Source organism: Limnoraphis robusta BA-68 BA1 (assembly GCF_034932365.1).
Lineage (GTDB): Bacteria > Cyanobacteriota > Cyanobacteriia > Cyanobacteriales > Microcoleaceae > Capilliphycus > Capilliphycus robustus.
This window is the reverse complement of sequence record NZ_JAYGHR010000062.1, coordinates 16310-33642: the sequence shown is the minus strand read 5'-3', so window position 1 is coordinate 33642 and position 17333 is coordinate 16310. Positions and strand designations below refer to the sequence as shown.

12 protein-coding genes are annotated in these 17333 nt (G+C 43.6%); all 12 read right to left on the bottom strand.

What is annotated here, in order from left to right:
- Window positions 1-4: 4 nt before the first annotated feature.
- The 12 genes from VB836_RS14590 to trpB all read right to left on the bottom strand — a co-directional run bounded on the left by VB836_RS14590 (window position 5) and on the right by trpB (window position 16844).
- Window positions 5-1351, bottom strand: coding sequence for a glycosyltransferase family 4 protein (locus VB836_RS14590; protein WP_323220123.1), 1347 nt, complete (start codon window positions 1349-1351; stop codon window positions 5-7).
- Between the two features lie 276 nt (window positions 1352-1627).
- Window positions 1628-3364 (bottom strand): glycosyltransferase family 39 protein, encoded by a 1737-nt coding sequence (locus VB836_RS14585; RefSeq protein ID WP_323220121.1) that lies wholly within the window; start codon window positions 3362-3364, stop codon window positions 1628-1630.
- Between the two features lie 103 nt (window positions 3365-3467).
- Window positions 3468-5060: a hypothetical protein gene (locus VB836_RS14580; RefSeq protein ID WP_323220119.1), complete on the bottom strand. Its 1593-nt coding sequence runs from the start codon at window positions 5058-5060 to the stop codon at window positions 3468-3470.
- Window positions 5061-5414: 354 nt separating this feature from the next.
- Window positions 5415-7046: a hormogonium polysaccharide biosynthesis protein HpsL gene (gene hpsL, locus VB836_RS14575; RefSeq protein ID WP_323220117.1), complete on the bottom strand. Its 1632-nt coding sequence runs from the start codon at window positions 7044-7046 to the stop codon at window positions 5415-5417.
- A 15-nt stretch (window positions 7047-7061) separates the two neighbouring features.
- A complete protein-coding gene (locus tag VB836_RS14570; protein WP_323220115.1) occupies window positions 7062-7250 on the bottom strand; it encodes a hypothetical protein in 189 nt (62 codons plus the stop codon).
- A gap of 215 nt (window positions 7251-7465) precedes the next feature.
- Window positions 7466-7864 carry an MAPEG family protein gene (locus VB836_RS14565; protein ID WP_323220113.1) on the bottom strand — a complete coding sequence of 133 codons (399 nt, stop codon included), beginning with the start codon at window positions 7862-7864 and terminating at the stop codon, window positions 7466-7468.
- 96 nt (window positions 7865-7960) lie between these two features.
- On the bottom strand, window positions 7961-9880 hold the full coding sequence (gene ftsH / locus VB836_RS14560; protein ID WP_323220111.1) for an ATP-dependent zinc metalloprotease FtsH: 1920 nt from the start codon (window positions 9878-9880) through the stop codon (window positions 7961-7963).
- Window positions 9881-10112: 232 nt separating this feature from the next.
- Window positions 10113-10982 (bottom strand): response regulator, encoded by an 870-nt coding sequence (locus tag VB836_RS14555; protein WP_323220109.1) that lies wholly within the window; start codon window positions 10980-10982, stop codon window positions 10113-10115.
- 863 nt (window positions 10983-11845) lie between these two features.
- A complete protein-coding gene (locus VB836_RS14550; RefSeq protein ID WP_323220107.1) occupies window positions 11846-13009 on the bottom strand; it encodes a prephenate dehydrogenase/arogenate dehydrogenase family protein in 1164 nt (387 codons plus the stop codon).
- Between the two features lie 205 nt (window positions 13010-13214).
- A complete protein-coding gene (aroF, locus tag VB836_RS14545; protein ID WP_323220105.1) occupies window positions 13215-14249 on the bottom strand; it encodes a 3-deoxy-7-phosphoheptulonate synthase in 1035 nt (344 codons plus the stop codon).
- 34 nt (window positions 14250-14283) lie between these two features.
- Window positions 14284-15414 (bottom strand): anthranilate phosphoribosyltransferase, encoded by a 1131-nt coding sequence (trpD, locus tag VB836_RS14540; protein ID WP_323220103.1) that lies wholly within the window; start codon window positions 15412-15414, stop codon window positions 14284-14286.
- 188 nt (window positions 15415-15602) lie between these two features.
- Window positions 15603-16844: a tryptophan synthase subunit beta gene (gene trpB, locus VB836_RS14535; protein WP_323220101.1), complete on the bottom strand. Its 1242-nt coding sequence runs from the start codon at window positions 16842-16844 to the stop codon at window positions 15603-15605.
- Between the last annotated feature and the right edge of the window lie 489 nt (window positions 16845-17333).

Below are 17333 nucleotides of genomic sequence, written 5' to 3'. Positions count from 1 at the left end.
TGTCTCAAACCGTGTGATAAAGTTGGCGGACTGACTGGGTGGGATTTGAGTCAGAAGCCGTCTGAGAGGAGTTGAGTATTTCTTGATAAACTTCAGAAATTTTCAGGGCTTTATTACTCCAGATAAAGTCTTTGGCTCTTTCAACAGAGTTAACAGACATCTGAGAGTATAATTGTTGATCTTCAGCCAAAATTTTGATTTTTTCTTTCACCTGTTCAACGAGATATTCACGGGAACGAGGTTCTATTTTGAATCCAGTTTTTTCGGTTACATATTCGCCAATACCACCGTAATCAGCAACAATACAAGGAAGTCCACAAGCCATCGCTTCTATGACAACCGCACCCCCAAATTCTCGGATGGAGGGAAAGCAAAAAACATCTGCTTGTCGGTAGTAATTAACCGTTTCTGGTTGAGGAACCCAACCTGTAAAGTTAACCTGATTACTCAAGTGCAAATCCTGCACCATTTTCTCTAGATTCCCTTTTTCTGAACCATCTCCTACGATGGTGAGTTTCACTCGATTTTTCAGGGAAGATTCTAATTTTCCAATGGCTTCAATCACAACATCCGCACATTTATAAGGAACCAGCCGCCCTACAAATAAGAGGTTTATCGGACGATCTGAAATTGCAGATCTTTCTACTTCAATAATAGAGTCATGATCAATACCATTTTCAGATAAAAGAGAAATTCTTTCATCGGGAATGGCAAAGAGTTTCTGCACCAGGCTTAACGTATAGGTCGAACCGGAAAAAATGTGAGTCGCTTTTTTGTAGGTTTCAACATAACCCGGAATTAGATATCGACCTAAGACTCTTAAGAAATTAAGACCTGCATTTTCTTTTTTGGCTGTTTCTTGAAACCCCGGAGGAAATGGAATTCCGCCATTAACTGGCCCTAATAGAAAAGGAATATTTTTCTTTTGACAAGCCTGGATAATCTTGTGAGGATATCGCGGCACCATCGGTGTAATGGCATGAACGATATCGTATTCTCCTTGAAGAACTTTTTGCTTAAAAGCTTGATACACCTGATGATCAAACTCGGCATAAACGGGATAGCTGAGGAGATGATATAAAGGCCAATTGACTCGACCTTTCATGGCTAAACTCGGAACCGATTTATAATATTGTTTTATGGCAGCACTTTCAGGAATATAAACAATATTTTCATACCCTTTGTTTTCCAATGCAGGTTTATTTCTTTCGTGGGTCACGAGAGTGACATCTGCAAGTTGACGAATTGCTTTAAAAAAGTTGTACCCAACCAACGGTACAGAGGGCCAATCCGGGTTGCATTGCTCTAGGACGAGTAAAATTTTCAGTTTTTTGTTTGTTGGTGCTGTCATTTTTTTGTCCGATTAACGACTGGTTTACAAGAAAAGCGACCTTTTTTAAAATCATACTAACAACAGGTCGAATGGCTCTTTAAAATGTGAAAATAAAATGAATGTAACATGAGAAGATTAATCATCTAAATGTCTAGCTACATAAGTTTATTTTCGACTTGAACGCACCCAGATTGACATCTACATTATTATAACAGTGTTCCAAATGAATCAATCTGTTTTTTGGTAGAAAAGTATACGATTTTTGGGAAACTTTATAGAGAATTAATGTTTCATCTAAACAAAGAAATTCCCAGACTTGCTAGATTGCTTTGATGACAAGCAGCGATACATTCGTAAATGATAGCCTGGAACTTCAGACTTAAAATCTGGTTCGTGACTACAGTTGTGCATTTCCGGTTCAAAGGGAGCTGAAAAATTGATTAACCATAAATTCACAGGTCGGCTTGAACGATCAATGGTACGGCTGAGTGTAGTCATGGGAATCTCTGGATTACCAAGTTTTTGAGCGAGAAGAAATTGCGGCAGATTCTCTGTTATTCCTAAGCGCTTCAACTCCCAAGCAATACTCATCATTTCTCCTGTTTGTTCGTGACTTTTATGAACGGTTGCAATTAAAGTTGGGATGTTTGGCGTTAAAGATTCAGCAATATAATCAGCCGCTAAATCAGAACGATCCGGTTTTTGATAAGCGAGATGAGTCGCCACCGTGAATGCTCCTATTAATCCTACACATCCAATCAATACAATTCCTTTCTGTCGCCAATAATATTTTCCTGGTATTTCCCAACACACCGCAAAAGCCGCAGCAACCAGAAGAATAATCGCCGGAAAATAGGTAAAATGATAACGAGCAACCAGCGTTAAATCCATGCTAAAACCATAGGTGATGGTGAGAATGATTAAAATCGCGCTGGTTATAAATCCCGCTAAAATAATTTTAGGCCATCGCCAATGTTGCGGATATAACAGCCAACTGTCTTTTAGAAGTTTCCCTGTTAAAACAACGACACCCAAAATTATCAAACCCGAAAGCACTATTACAGATAACGGCTGATTTTCTACAGGCAAAATGACAATCATTGTACTAATCCAGGCAATCAATCGAACAATCGGTTCGAGAAAATCTCCCACCGGATCACCATGAAACGTCCAGCGAATTAACTCACTATCAGGATTAGAAATATTCAGAAAAATCGGCAGCCAAACTAACCCTCCGACTGCACTCCCAACGGCAGCAAGATAAACACCTCTCCAGGTTTTCCAAGGGGGAATTTTAAACGGTTGAAATCGGCAACTTTTTAACCAAAATGCCAACATAACTAGACCTTCAGCAGCCAGCGTAAAAACAACAAAGAAATGGACAGCAATCCCCAGAGTATTGATGATAACCCACAATAAACCGATCCAAACAGGTAGAGAATTTTTTTGTTGAATTTTTAAAATTGTTGTAATTAAGCAGCCGAGAGATGCTATAATAAAAATGACAGCTAAGGTGTAGTGTCGGGCTTCCTGTGCCAAATAAACGCCATAGGGAGAAATAGCCATCAAAGCCGCCGCCATTTGTGCAACCAGAGCAGAACGAAACGCCAGCCAAGCCAGTGCAAACATAGCCGGAACCGTAGCTGCTCCCAGGATAGCACTCAGCGATCGCGCCCCCCAAATCGAAACAAAATCCCCATCCTGACCAAACAGCTTCACCCAAAGATGAGTCAGCATGAAATACACAGGCGGATGGTTGCTCTCCCGGAATAAATTTTCCGGTACTGACGCAATAGAGGTAGTAGAGTCCAGTCGCAACGGGGACAGCAAAGTGTCCAGAGAAATCGGCACATCAAAAGGCAAACTGCGGAAACGATGCCCTAAACTAAAGACGAGGGTGGCAAATTCATCACTCCAGACGGGTTTAGAAGCCAACAAAGTCAGTCGCAACCCCAAAGCCAACACAAACCAACAGCCCAACAACAACAAGCCGTAAAAGCGACTTCTGTGAAAAGCCCAAAAAGTTTGCATAGAGGTTTGTTTTATCATGAACTTATACAAGATATACCTTGATAAACGCCAAATTTCGCATCATCGGTCTGATTTGAGGAAGCCTACAGGCTACTCTGAAGCTTTAAAAACTCCGTTCTATTTTGAACGATTGACCGGAAGATAGTTTTTTAATATCCGGCGTTAAATCTAACCAAGGTTGTAATTGACCTCGTTGAAACGTCCGACTCATCACCACATATATTGAGGTTTGATCACTGCCAATTCCTGCACCTGTTATCCCCTGCCAAGAGGTAGCCGATAATTCATCTGTAATCTGCCATTGATTGTTTTCCCAGCGAAAATAGCGTTTAAATCTAAAAGGAGCAGGTTCTTTTCCCGTGATTAACATTTTCTGTAAAAGCTTGCGAATTAAGTTCGGAAAAAACCGCCCAAAGGTTAACATTACCCCTCGTAAAATCATTAATTTAATCGGAGACATTTGAGTTTGTTTTGCCCAACCCAATTGTCCGGCTACTGAAATTTCATCTTGTTCAACTTTAACAGCGTAGGAATCAATTAAGTGGCTGACTGCATTTTTGAACTTTCTTCCTTGTCGAACTTGCAAAGATAAATGACTGTCTGAAACCACTAACTTGTCCTCTCTAAACAGTTTAAATACACCCCCTTTATTCAGGGCAATATATAATTCTACTCCGGGTCGGCGTTTAATCAAAATTTGCGCTTCCTGTAACCAAATACTCGCGACATCACGGGGCATCGGTTGAGGACGTTCAGGAATAAAATCCCGCCATGCTAACAGATAATTCCAAGTATGATGACCAATAATATGATCGTCGCCATAACAAGCCCCTAAACCCTCTTTTAAACCTTGCAAAAATTGATCATTAATTCGCAGGGCATCCGGCAGCCAGAGACCCACTAATTCAAAGCCATGCGGAAAGAAATTATAAGTATTGCGACTGGCATATTCGCCGCCATAACTGCCGTCAGGATGAATAAAATGAGCCGCCACTTCAACCGCTTTAGAAAGCGCATCTTTTAAGCGGTTATCGGGTTTAAGACGCTCAAATTGTGCTAAACAAGAGATTGTTAGCGTATGATAACCCGGGTCACACCCAGCATATTCTTTAAACCATCCTTCTGAACTTTGCCAAGATAATAACCGATCTAAACGGCTGGCAATTGTCCGCCGCCATTTAGAGGTTTGTAAGAGTTGGCTTAAGCGTTCTAAACAGAGAATAATTAAGGCTTCATGGTTTGATAATTGACCGCTTTCGTAGTGATTTGCCAGCCAATTTGCCCGTCGTTCAAAAAACTGTAACGCCTCATAATCCATTAATCCTAATAAAATATAACTTTCTACACAAGCCAACAGAGAAAAAGCCGCCGCTCCCGTCGCTCGTTCAAAAGGAAAATAGTCATCACAGGAACCATCAGGATGGCTAGTACGAGCCGCATAGATAATACCCGCCTCTACCCATTCCCGCAGCATCGGTTGTTTGTAATAGGGGTTATCCGTAATATTCGTCTCGTAAGCCAAAGCTAAGGGCCAGACGAACTCCTGCGCCATCCCACTGGGGAAATCAATAATTTTATAATGCCAAAAATTGCGGTCAAAACAGCCATAGGTAGGGCTGTGGGGATTTCGGTCTAACAGGGTTAGAATTTTGGGTATTTGGGCGAGGGCTTCACGGGCAAAGAGATCTCTACTCACGATACAAAACAGAGGTTGGCGGATGCACAGAATATTAACATAACAGCTTATTTTACTGCATGAATCTACAAAGTCTCTATCCCCAGATTTGAGAATAGAGACTAAATTGAGTGAAAATTTAACGGTTGAGTCTACAGACGGCTATGAGAACCATCGCAATATAGCAATTATCATACTGCTGAGGTACAGGACTTTATGCTTTTGCCTCTTGCCTTGCCCGAAGCGCTATATTTTGAGTTTAGAACAGACTTTTTGGGATGAAAAGTAGACACTTCAAAGTCAGTTAGTATCCTTGAGGATACTGACCGGCTACCAGTTTTTACAGTGAGCAGTTAACAATGAGCGCCTATTGCCTTACTCAGACTTTTGTAGCTCAATTTCTTGTGCTGCTAATATTTTGATTTCTTCTCGTTCGAGATGGGGTAACTTCAATAATACTCCCGCAAAAAACCAATAATAAACCGCAACTGGATCAGTATCGAGGGGGTACCAATAAGAGTTATAACTAATCAGAAAAATAAACACCCAAAAAATAACACCGTAACCTCGTAAACTGGGATCTTGAACTTGATGATAAGCTTTAAACCCTTGAAAAGTTAGGGTCGTAACCACAGCAAAAAAGGCGATTACACCTAACGGCCCAATTTCGTAAAGTAACTTCGGATAATAAGTTTCTATCAGTCGGGTATCTCCCAAGGCACGCCCCGCATTTGTAGCCCGTCCTAAACCATTTCCTAATACGCCTTCATGTTTGCTCGCCGTCCATTCTGCTTGGTCTGTCACAAATTCCGTCGGGGGAGAAGCATTCCAACGAGAAATAAAACTCTCCATTCGTTGGGCAATAATACTCGGAAAAAGGAGATGAGTTCCCCCCATAAATAAAACAATTCCTAATAAAAGAATGACTAACCGTTTGAGTTGAGGAATGTGACTGGTTGCAATCACTAAAATAACAATAATCATCGGAACAGCTAATAAAGCTGTACGTTGACCGCAGAGAGTCGCATTTAATACCACCAGAGACAAAGACAACCAACCGGCGGTTCGCCAAGACAATTTAGGGTCACTAAATGCCGTTGAAAAGCAGAAAAAACTACTAGAAATTAAAAACCAAGCCCAATGCCAAGGCGCGACAAATGTACCCGGTAAACGAATAAAATTATCAGCCGCATAGTAGCCTAATGCTCCCCCCACTAAACATTTTCGTTGGAGATTTGCTCGCAGTAGTAAATGTTCAGGGAGACCCGTATTATCAGGGCATCGACCTGTGACCACTAACCAATATTGGATCACACCTAAAACACAGCAAATAATCACCAGAATCACCTGTAAACGAGTCAAGAAATGGAGTTCTTCTCGATTGCGAATCAGGACATAAGCACAGAGAATCAGGGGAATATATCCCATCAAAACTTTTAGACCAAAAACCCCCAATAATAAAGCCTTTCCGCCGGGATTTGAACTTAATTGTTGTCCGCCATTGACGTAGATTAAGGTCAGAATTGAAATTCCTAATAAGCTCAAAAGCGGTATTTTTAAAGACTTGGGAATAATTAGGGGTAAATGCTGTTTACGTGCGGTTTGAATAATCGCGATCAATGCAGGAAAATAGAGTCCATCTTTTGCTAAATGAAAAATCGGATGATCGTTACCAATCCAGTAAGCAACAGTACCCGCAAAGGGAGTATAAATAAGGAAAATCCAAAGGGCTGTACGGGGATATCGGTAAGATAGAGTCAAACAAAAAATGGCAGTGATTGCCAATAAAATTATATTCAACGATAAGCCATTTCCAAACATCAAACAACCCACGAGAAAAGCCCCCCCTGTCACCCAGAGGACGAAGGGTATTTTCTCGGGTGTTTGAGTTTCATCCTCAAAATCAGTCTCAAAATTAGTCTCAAAATTTTCCTCCCCGCTATCACGGGCAGAGTCTAAAGAATTCTGCGCCTCGGCGGGTTTAGGTTTGCTTTTGGGGTTTGACATTGAAGCACTCTGGTATCAGTGAAATAACTTGGATTCAAGTTCTCCTTGCCAAATTTTCTGAACTTTTATCTGTTGATCCAATGCTAGCCGATCATAAGCTTGCAGGATCTCTTCGTGAGTATGGTGAATAATTAATGCCTTGAGTTGAGCGGCAGTTTGAGCCTTTAATAAGGCTACCTTCAGAACTTCAAGGTTGCTTGTCATTTTGATTGGTATTTCTTGCAAGATCTGGCTCTGTTGGGTTGAAGTCGTGATCAGTTGTGTTTTCCGGGTGAGTGTGTTCGAGGTGTTGTTGCCACTCTAACAACTGTTGATACATCTTTTCGTTGACTTGAAATATGGGGTTTTTGGGGTGATTTTTCTCAGACATTTTAATGCTTGATCTCAAGTGAGGATTGACAATTGATATCTCTGTTCAGCTAAATTAAAGGCTGAACAAGAGGGAAAATAATCCCCACTAACGAGCCTCCGAGTAATGTTAAAAGGGAGAGACTGGCGATCGCAAAACCGAGAAATCGTTTTTCGGCAGCCTGATAGTAACCCCAAGCATAAACAATACGTCCAATAATCCAAATAGCACCGAGACTCGCCCCCCAAGTCGGACTAATAAACTCTGAAAATAACCATAATGCAGGCAAGAAAAGAACGAGTTGTTCTAGTGTATTTTGTTGAACTCGGACAACTCGCTCAAAATTCGGATCACCACTCATTTGAGGTGGCATAATCTTATATTTAGCTCTCGCTCGACCGACATTAAGCGTTAAAACAAAATACACAAGTAGAGCGATCACCGTCACTAAACTCGGCCAATATGACATCAGAACCCCCTTGTTGAATTGCTGTTTTCTTCCCCTATGCTAACCCTTCTGAGTCTTGTTAGAGAAAGAATTTTGACAAGGAGGTTTGCTGAACACTTAGCGGCTTTCGGTCAGTTGTTTTTGAGGCAGAGGGGTGTACTCAGCAACAATACGACGGAATTCATCACCTTCGATGGTTTCCCGTTCAAGCAATAATTCTACGAGATGATCCATCAAGGCTCGATTTTCCAGGACAATTTCACAGGCTCTTTGATAACAATGCAAGGCAATTTCCCGGACTTGATGATCGATTTGGGTAGCGATTTTTTCAGAATATTCGGACTGGGCTGGCCATCCGCGACCGAGAAAGACTTCCGAACTCGGACTTTCCAAAGAAACTGGCCCCAAGTCCGACATTCCGTAACGAGTGACCATTTCCCGAGCTAAATTCGTCACCCGTTGGATATCGTTACTCGCCCCGACGGTGATTTCCGCATCCCCAAAGATCACCTCTTCTGAGGCGCGTCCCCCTAATGCAATGGTAATTTGATCCATCAACCAAGATCGGGTATACAAACCGCTATCAACCATTTCTTCATTAAAGACTTGTTGAGCAAAACCGCCCACTCCGCCGGAACGAGGAATGATCGTCACTTTATTAAGCGGATCAGAATTTTCCAACAGCGTCATTAATAGGGCGTGTCCGATTTCATGGTAAGCAATCAGCCGTTTTTTCTTGCTATCAAGCAAGGGAGTTAAGGCTAAACCAATTGTGATCCGATCAACCGCATCATCAATTTCCAGTAGAGAAATCGACTCTTTGCGGCGACGAGCGGTGAGAATTGCCGCTTCATTCAACAAGTTCGCCAGATCAGCCCCAGAAAAGCCCGGAGTCCGACGGGCGATCGCTTCTAAAGAGACATCATCAGAAAGTTTTTTATTGCGGGCGTGAACCTTTAAAATGCCTAAGCGACCGTTATAACCGGGTAAATCAACAATCACCTGTCGATCAAAACGACCCGGACGCAACAGAGCGGTATCTAAGACATCAGGGCGGTTGGTTGCGGCAATGATAATAATGCCTGTATTGCCTTCAAAGCCATCCATTTCGGTGAGTAACTGGTTGAGGGTTTGTTCCCGTTCATCGTTCCCTCCGCCTATTCCTGCGCCTCGCTGACGACCGACCGCATCAATTTCATCAATAAACACAATACAGGGAGAATTTTCTTTGGCTTTTCTAAACAGATCGCGCACCCGGGAAGCCCCGACTCCGACAAACATTTCCACAAATTCTGAACCGGAAATGCTGAAGAAAGGGACACCTGCTTCTCCGGCGATCGCTTTGGCGAGGAGGGTTTTTCCTGTTCCGGGCGGCCCTACCAGCAGAACCCCTTTAGGAATCTTCGCACCGATGGCGGTAAAGCGTTCTGGCTGTTTCAAGAAGGTGACAACTTCCTGCAATTCTTCTTTGGCTTCTTCAATTCCGGCGACATCATCAAACAAAATCCCAGTTTTAGCTTCCATTTGAAATCTGGCTCTTGATTTGCCAAAGTTCATCGCTTGTCCAGACGCCTGGGTTGAACGGCGAAGAATCATCAGCAAAAATGCCAAGACGACAAAGATCACCAAGAGGTTGACAATTAACCCCATTGCTGCGCTGTTATCAGCAGTGGGTCTGACCTCATAATCAATGTTTTGGGCGCGTGCTGTCTGTAACAGTTCGGGGTTGCGATCAAATAACTGCACAACATAGGGAGAAGTTGCTTTTTCGTCTCCTTTCAGGGTGACTTTAGCAATTTGTCGAGCTGGATCTTCTTCGATACGTTGAACTTCCCCCGCCTCCATTTTCTGCAACAGTTCGCTGTAGTCTAGGGATTTCGGAGTGTTATCGGCTAAGGCTGGAGTTCCCAAGAGTATGCCTTGAGTAATCATCCAACTGCCCAATATTCGCCAGAGGTGTCGGTTTTTGATGGATCGAACTGTCAAAGCACCAGTCGCAAGCCGTCCAATCCATACTTGTTTCCAGGAGCTTTTCATATTTCTGTGCCTTTTTCGCTGTTGCTATTACGTTATGGTCAGTGGGGGTGTATCTTTTAGTTTAACGTTCTCTAGGCTTCTGTGAATCAATTTTAACCTTATTTTTTTTATAAATAGTCTAGCTTTTTCGTGAGTTCGTTCTTTCAACGAGTCACAAAAGAGGAATATTATTAGGTGGTAACGATTAGAGCTATTTTTACTCGGCTTCTCAAAAACTGTTCTCTGACTTCATCTAATCATTATTGTTTTTCTGTTGGTTTCTCCAAATTTGAGGGGCGACTCCATGATACTTGCGAAACTGTCTGGAAAAGTGACAAGAGCTTTGATAGCCAATCCGACGGGCAATTTGTTCTACTGTGTAGCAAGTTTCTTTCAGGAGCGCTCGGGCTGCCTTCATCCGTCGCTCAATAATCCAGCGATTCACTGTTTTTCCCGTTAAAGATCCCACTTGACTGGTCAAATAAGCAGGTGAATACCCTGCGTTTTCAGCCACTTCAGCGAGAGTAATTGTTCGCCAATAGTTTGCTTCAATAAAATTGAACACTTTCTTGAGCGATTCTTCAAAAGGAAAAGAAGAATAGTCTTCTGACTGAGCAATGTTTTCGGAAACCTCTATCTCTTCTGGAACAGTTTCAGTTGGAGTTTGACCAAATTTTAGGGCATATCCCTGCTGTAAAATAGAGCGTTTTTTGATCTGTGAAAGAACAGCTTCAGTTAAGTCTTGCAAACGACAAGGCTTTGTGAGATAGTCGTCTGCACCTAACTCCATCGCTTGTCTAAAATGATCTTTCTCCCATTTTGCCGTCAGAAAAATAAACGGAATGATCGCAGTTTCAGGGCATTGTCGCAAAGCATTTAAAACACCATACCCATCGAGTTCTGGCATGATAATATCGCAGATAATCACTTCAGGCAGATGCTTACGGGCAAGCTCCAGCCCGATCATCCCATTTTCTGCTGCTATCGGCATAAATCCTTCAGCTTCCAAACTATCAATAAAGAGCTGTCGGGTCGGATAATCGTCTTCAACAATTAAAACCTTTGCAGAAGACGCATTTTCAGAAGAAGAAGATGCACTCATCATTGCTGTGCTTATTGTCATGGGTTTCACGTCAATTACTTGATTACAGAAGTCGATTAGACTTGTTTCAATTCAAAAACAGTACAAAAATCAGTTAACAAGAGTAAACATTACTGCGTTTTTGAAACACAGCTTTTTCAACATAGTTAGGTACAAGTTTGTTCACCAAAAGCTACTCTTATCGAGCAGCATGATTGACAATACCATTCCACTCATTGGCTTGAGCTAGTGGTACAATTCACTCATTCAATGGTTATTAAATTCAATCTTACACCCCCCTCAATCTTTTCCTTAAAAAATGAGGAAGTTTAATGAATTCATCACAAGCAGCTGAAAAAAACCAGGCTTAATTTGTTCAAGTGTAATGCTCATTAAGCACCCTCAAGTTCCACAAAACAATAAATTTGTGATTGGGGAACTCTTCTGCTTTTGAACTGCTAGTTGAAATCTATTCTTAATTATTGTAACGTTTGACCTGGAAATTAGTCAAGTCCAGAAAAAATGTTCAAGATTGTTTAAGATTTGCGGATAGAAGTCGTCATTATAAAGACAAAAAACCCTACCCTTAATTTAGGATTAAATTAATGTATTCTTTTGTATTGAAAATTCAAAAAAAGGGGTTATAGCGCTACGCGCAAGTCAGAAGTCAGAAGTCAGAAGTCAGAAGTAGACTACAGCAGGCTTTCAGCTTTTACTAATGTCCTAACCATAATGCGTAGTGCTATAGAACCCATATAGCAGAAGTCAGGAGACACCGAGACAGGAGACAGAATTGAAACCTTTATCATAAAAGGATTTGACAGAAAAACAGTGTCCTAATCAACTCTTTCTCTGCTATAAATGAGATCAATCGCAGTATTGACAGGCAAATAGATGTCAAGAATTCAGCTAACGATTCTGTTGAGTTTTATAGGCGGTTGCATAGACGGCTGTACACAACAATCAGCCTCAAGGGATTCAACTGTCGAAGCCGCCAGAAATACGCTCAAACTTTCGATGATATGATCAGTTTCTGGTAGTGTTTGAGGCACTACAGTTTTAAAAGTTTGATGAGCGATTTCAAAAGCTCTTTTGAGCGAGTCGCGATCACAACAGCTTGCTGCGCTGGCGAGTTGAGCGTAGGTTGTAGAAAGTCGCTGCAAAATACCACGACTTTCTGGGGAACCCATCATAATCTCTAAACAAAGAGAATCATTTTGAGCAAAAAGACGACTAGCTTGAGCGATCGCCAACCGATACAACGGACTAGACAACTCCAGACTCCGAGCCACATCAACCCCCTCAGTCGCCAAAAACACACCCAAACCAAAAGTCATAAAATGGCGAATTCCCTGCACCGTCCCCATCATTCGATCATGCTCTGTCGCCGAACTGGTTCTCAGTTTACCGCCATTCCGCTCAATCAGCCTCAACAGCCAATCAAAAGCAGTTTCGCTTCGCCCCGGACAAACCACAACATTTTGAGATAAAAAAGAACCTATTCCAGGGCCAAACATCGGGTGTAATCCCATAACCGGGCCAGAATGATAAGTGAGCATCGCCTCAACAATGGGTGCTTTAATACTAATAATGTCAGTCAAAGCTGTCGTCTCTCGTAGGTATGAGGCTGCTTTTTTGATCACACTAACAGCTTGCTGAGTTGGTACACAAACCATCACCAGATCCGCATTTCCCAACAGCGCCTCAGCATCATCCCAATCATCGCGGCCCATGATCCTCACCTGATGTCCAGCACAGGTAAGTTGTTCAGCAAAAAACTGACCCATTTTACCCGTCCCGCCAATCAGTGTCACCTGCTGAGGCCAATCGGTTCGGCCGAGATCTTCGGTAACAGAGGGAGTAATCGTCGCCGCAGCCGCCGCACTGGTTAATAAATTGCGCCAAACAAACTCCGGTACACCCGCGTGATCTAACTCCGTTTTCAGTACCGCCGAATTCATGTGATTACTTTGCTCTTCAGCGATCGCAGCGATCCGTTCTCCGAGTAACTTAACAAGCTGACGATCAATATCTTCTAACTTTGATGGAGATTTTGAACAAAACACCATTATATTTACCTGTTTTTCAGTTATCACTCAGCAGTATTGTCGGGGCAGGTTTATACAGTTATCAGTTATCAGTTATCAGTGACCAGTGAAGACAGTGACCAGTGAAGACAGTGAACAGTCAACAGTGACCAGTAATAACTGTAAAAACTGTAAACTGTAAACTGTAAACTGTAAACTGTAAAAACCCGCTCCTACAGGGGTTTGTTTAAACGAGGGCAGCAACTCGTTGAGGAAGGAGTTCAGCCGCTAAAACATCAAACTCATTGGGTGTCATAGATTGCGGCCCATCAGAGAGCGCCTTAGCGGGATTGGGATGAACTTCGATCATCAACGCATCAGTACCCGCCGCAACAGCCGCTTTTGCCATCGGCAGCACAAACTCCGACTTCCCAGTAGCGTGACTGGGGTCGATCATAATCGGTAAATGAGTCAGGGTTCGCAACACAGGAATCACCGATAAATCCAGAGTATTGCGAGTATACTTGCGATCAAAAGTCCGAATACCGCGTTCACACAAAATCACGTTAGGGTTGCCTGAAGCCAACACATATTCAGCCGCCATCAGCCAATCATCTACTGTCGCAGCAATTCCCCGCTTCAGCAACACAGGCTTATCTTGAGCGCCAACTTTTTTGAGGAGAGAGAAATTTTGCATATTGCGAGCGCCAATTTGCAGGACATCCGCCACCTCAGCCACCGCCTGCAAATCAGCCGTGTCCATAACTTCGGTAATAATCCCCAGCCCCGTCGCCGAACGAGCGGCATCAAGCATCTCTAAAGCACTTTCACCATGACCTTGAAAAGCGTAGGGTGAAGTTCTCGGCTTGTAAGCGCCTCCGCGTAAAAACTTAGCCCCGGCTACTTTAACCCGTTTAGCCGTTTCGACAATCATCTCCTCATTTTCCACCGAACAAGGCCCTGCGACTATCACCAACGGATGATCTTCACCGAAATAAACATCACCATTGGGCGTGGAGACTTTCACCCCACTCGCTTGTCCATGACGAAACTCTCGGCTTGCCCGTTTAAAAGGCTTTTCAATGCGTACAACCTGCTCGATCCAGGGATTCATATTTTGAATCTGATCTTTGTTGAGTAAGGCCGTTTCACCGATTAATCCTAATACAGTTTTATGCTGACCCACACTTTTTTCAACTTTGACATTCCACTGTTCGGAGAGTGCTTCGCTAATGATTTCAACTTCAGAACTGGGAACACCGGACTTGAGAATAACGATCATAATTGACTCCTGTTTGTGATTAGTAATTGAGACGTTAACTATCGCATAAAAATTGACTGAGTTCTTCTAACTTTTGCCAAGCCAGTCCACTGGCTAAAATCTCTTTAGCGGTGGCAACACCTTTACTAATGCTGTCCGCGTAGGAAACAGATTCACCCACATAGAGCGCCATTGCTGCATTGAGAGCAACGACATCCTGTTGGGGTTGTGTCCCTTTGCCTTGCAACACCGCTTTGAGAATTTCCGCATTCGTATTGACATCGCCACCCTTGATCGCGTCTGTCGGGGTTATCGGAATGCCAGAATCTTGAGGTGAGAGAACGGTAAGATTGATCGTGTGTTCGCCCACTTGGCCGTTGTCCGTCTTGCTAACAAAAGCAGCATCGGTTAGATCAGCTAAACCCGCTTCATCTAAGCCTTCGCGTCCATGTAGAACAACGGCTCGGCTGATATTAAGCTGGGTGAGAGCCAGAGCAACCGTTTCGACTAAAGACGAGTCATAAACCCCGATAACTTGTCCAGTGGGCTGCATCGGGTTCAGCAACGGGCCGAGTATGTTAAAAACCGTGCGAACTTTCAGCGTTTTACGCAAGGGCATAATCGCCTTAAACGCCGGATGCCAACCCGGAGCGAATAAAAAGGTAATGCCCACCTCATCAACTGCCGCTTCTACCCGTTCAGGACTCGCTGACAGATTGATGCCCAGCGCTTCTAATACATCAGCAGACCCAGTTTTGCTAGAACTGGAGCGATTGCCATGTTTAGCAACTTTCACCCCTGCTGCTGCCGCGACAAAAGCCACTGCTGTGGAAATATTAAACGTGGAGGCGCCATCACCACCCGTTCCACAAGTGTCGATCATCGGGACAGTATCGAGGCGAGAATTCGACTGAACCGCCTGTTCACGCAATACTTTGACCATACCGACTAACTCACTAGCCGAAACCCCTTTCGACTGAATAGCGGCTAGAATTGCCCCAGACATCACCGCCGGAATTTCCTCAGTCAGCCAACCCCGCATGAGAACAGAGGCCTGTTCAACCGAGAGCGAGCGCCGATCTAAAAGCTGAGTCAGTAACTCCGGCCAGTTTTGTTCTGTAGGGGCGACTGGTGACGCGCTGGGGCGTCTAGTAATGTTAGTGTTTGGAGAAATTAATGTTGTCATAAAAGGCAATCATGCAAAAGGGAAAAGGCAAGAGGCAACAGGCAAAAGGCAAAAGGCAGAAGGCAAGATTGCTAACTGGTCACTGGTAACTGTTCACTGGTCACTGTTTACTGGTAACTGGTCACTGATAACTGGTCACTGTAAAAACTGGTCACTGATAACTGGTCACTGGTCACTGTAAAAGCTGGTCACTGATCAAGGGCTTTGATAACGGTTTGAACATCTTTATCACCCCGGCCCGAACAGTTGAGAACAATTCGAGGACTACCCGTTAGCGTCGGACAGAGAACGTCTAGATAGGCGATCGCATGAGCCGTTTCTAACGCTGGAATAATCCCTTCAAGAGACGAGAGCAATTGAAAACCCTCTAACGCCTGTTCGTCGGTGACGCTATAATATTCGGCGCGACCAATATCTTTGAGGTAGCTGTGTTCAGGGCCAACGCCGGGATAATCGAGTCCAGCACTAATAGAATGAGCCTCAACAATTTGACCTTCGTTGTCTTGTAGCAAGTAACTCATCGCACCATGCAAAACCCCAATTTTTCCTTGAGTTAACGTTGCTGCGTGTTTGTCAGTTTCGACGCCTTCACCTGCTGCCTCTACGCCTATCATCCGAACATCAGCATCTTCGACAAATTCGTGAAACAATCCCATCGCGTTAGAACCACCGCCGACGCAAGCCAGTAAAATATCGGGTAAACCGCCCCATTTTTCTAGGCATTGAGCGCGAGTCTCTTTGCCGATAATTGCATGAAAGTCTCTGACAATCATCGGGTACGGATGGGGGCCTGCCACCGAGCCGAGAATATAGTGCGTCGTTTCTACGTTTGTTACCCAGTCCCGAATGGCTTCTGAAGTTGCATCTTTCAGGGTGCCTGTTCCCGCTTCAACCGGACGAACTTCTGCCCCTAACAGCCGCATTCTAAACACATTCAGGGCTTGCCGTTCAATATCTTGTACCCCCATGTAAATCACACACTCCAAACCAAACCGAGCGCAGACGGTAGCCGTAGCGACGCCATGTTGACCTGCCCCTGTTTCGGCGATAATGCGCTGTTTGCCCATACATTTAGCCAGCAACGCTTGACCCAGAGCATTATTAATCTTGTGAGCGCCTGTGTGGTTGAGGTCTTCTCGTTTGAGATAAATTTGCGGTCCACTACCATCAGGTTTAGCATAACGTTCGGAGAGTCGTTCCGCAAAATAAAGCGGACTGGGGCGACCGACATAATCTTTCAACAAACCCTCTAGACGCTCGTTAAACTCAGGGTCGTTAATATAGCGATGATACTCAGTTTCTAACTCACTGAGGGCAGGCATGAGCGTTTCTGGGACATATTTACCCCCAAAGGCGCCGAACCGTCCGAGTGCGTCGGGTCGTTGATTTGTGATGTTAGAAAGTGTTGGACGTTCATTCAAACTAACCATTGTCAAAAAATCCTTTTTCTAGGGAACAGTTTTCTGTAGGGGCGGGTTCAGAGAAAATCTACAATTGTTAGCAACAACCTGTATAAACCCGCCCGTCACCTTAACAAAATTCATCGCTAACCATTGTCAAAAAATCCTTTTTCTAGGGAACAATTTTCTGTAGGGGCGGGTTCAGATAAAATCTACAATTGTCACTCTTCAACCTGTATAAACCCGCCCGTATTAACAAAATTCATCGCTAACCATTGTCAAAAAATCCTTTTTCTAGGGAACAGTTTTCTGTAGGGGCGGGTTCAGATAAAATCTACAATTGTTAGCAACAACCTGTATAAACCCGCCCGTCACCTTAACAAAATTCATCGCTAACCATTGTCAAAAAATCCTTTTTCTAGGGAACAGTTTTCTGTAGGGGCGGGTTCAGAGAAAATCTACAATTGTTAGCAACAACCTGTATAAACCCGCCCGTCACCTTAACAAAATTCATCGCTA

What these genes read in the sequence shown, in the direction of transcription:
- VB836_RS14550 (WP_323220107.1), bottom strand. Translation starts at nt 13,009, where the DNA reads ATGGTGTTTTGTTCAAAATCTCCATCAAAGTTAGAAGATATTGATCGT.
- aroF (WP_323220105.1), bottom strand. Translation starts at nt 14,249, where the DNA reads ATGATCGTTATTCTCAAGTCCGGTGTTCCCAGTTCTGAAGTTGAAATC.
- VB836_RS14570 (WP_323220115.1), bottom strand. Translation starts at nt 7,250, where the DNA reads ATGACAAGCAACCTTGAAGTTCTGAAGGTAGCCTTATTAAAGGCTCAA.
- VB836_RS14590 (WP_323220123.1), bottom strand. Translation starts at nt 1,351, where the DNA reads ATGACAGCACCAACAAACAAAAAACTGAAAATTTTACTCGTCCTAGAG.
- VB836_RS14585 (WP_323220121.1), bottom strand. Translation starts at nt 3,364, where the DNA reads ATGCAAACTTTTTGGGCTTTTCACAGAAGTCGCTTTTACGGCTTGTTG.
- ftsH (WP_323220111.1), bottom strand. Translation starts at nt 9,880, where the DNA reads ATGAAAAGCTCCTGGAAACAAGTATGGATTGGACGGCTTGCGACTGGT.
- hpsL (WP_323220117.1), bottom strand. Translation starts at nt 7,046, where the DNA reads ATGTCAAACCCCAAAAGCAAACCTAAACCCGCCGAGGCGCAGAATTCT.
- trpB (WP_323220101.1), bottom strand. Translation starts at nt 16,844, where the DNA reads ATGGTTAGTTTGAATGAACGTCCAACACTTTCTAACATCACAAATCAA.
- VB836_RS14555 (WP_323220109.1), bottom strand. Translation starts at nt 10,982, where the DNA reads ATGACAATAAGCACAGCAATGATGAGTGCATCTTCTTCTTCTGAAAAT.
- VB836_RS14565 (WP_323220113.1), bottom strand. Translation starts at nt 7,864, where the DNA reads ATGTCATATTGGCCGAGTTTAGTGACGGTGATCGCTCTACTTGTGTAT.
- trpD (WP_323220103.1), bottom strand. Translation starts at nt 15,414, where the DNA reads ATGACAACATTAATTTCTCCAAACACTAACATTACTAGACGCCCCAGC.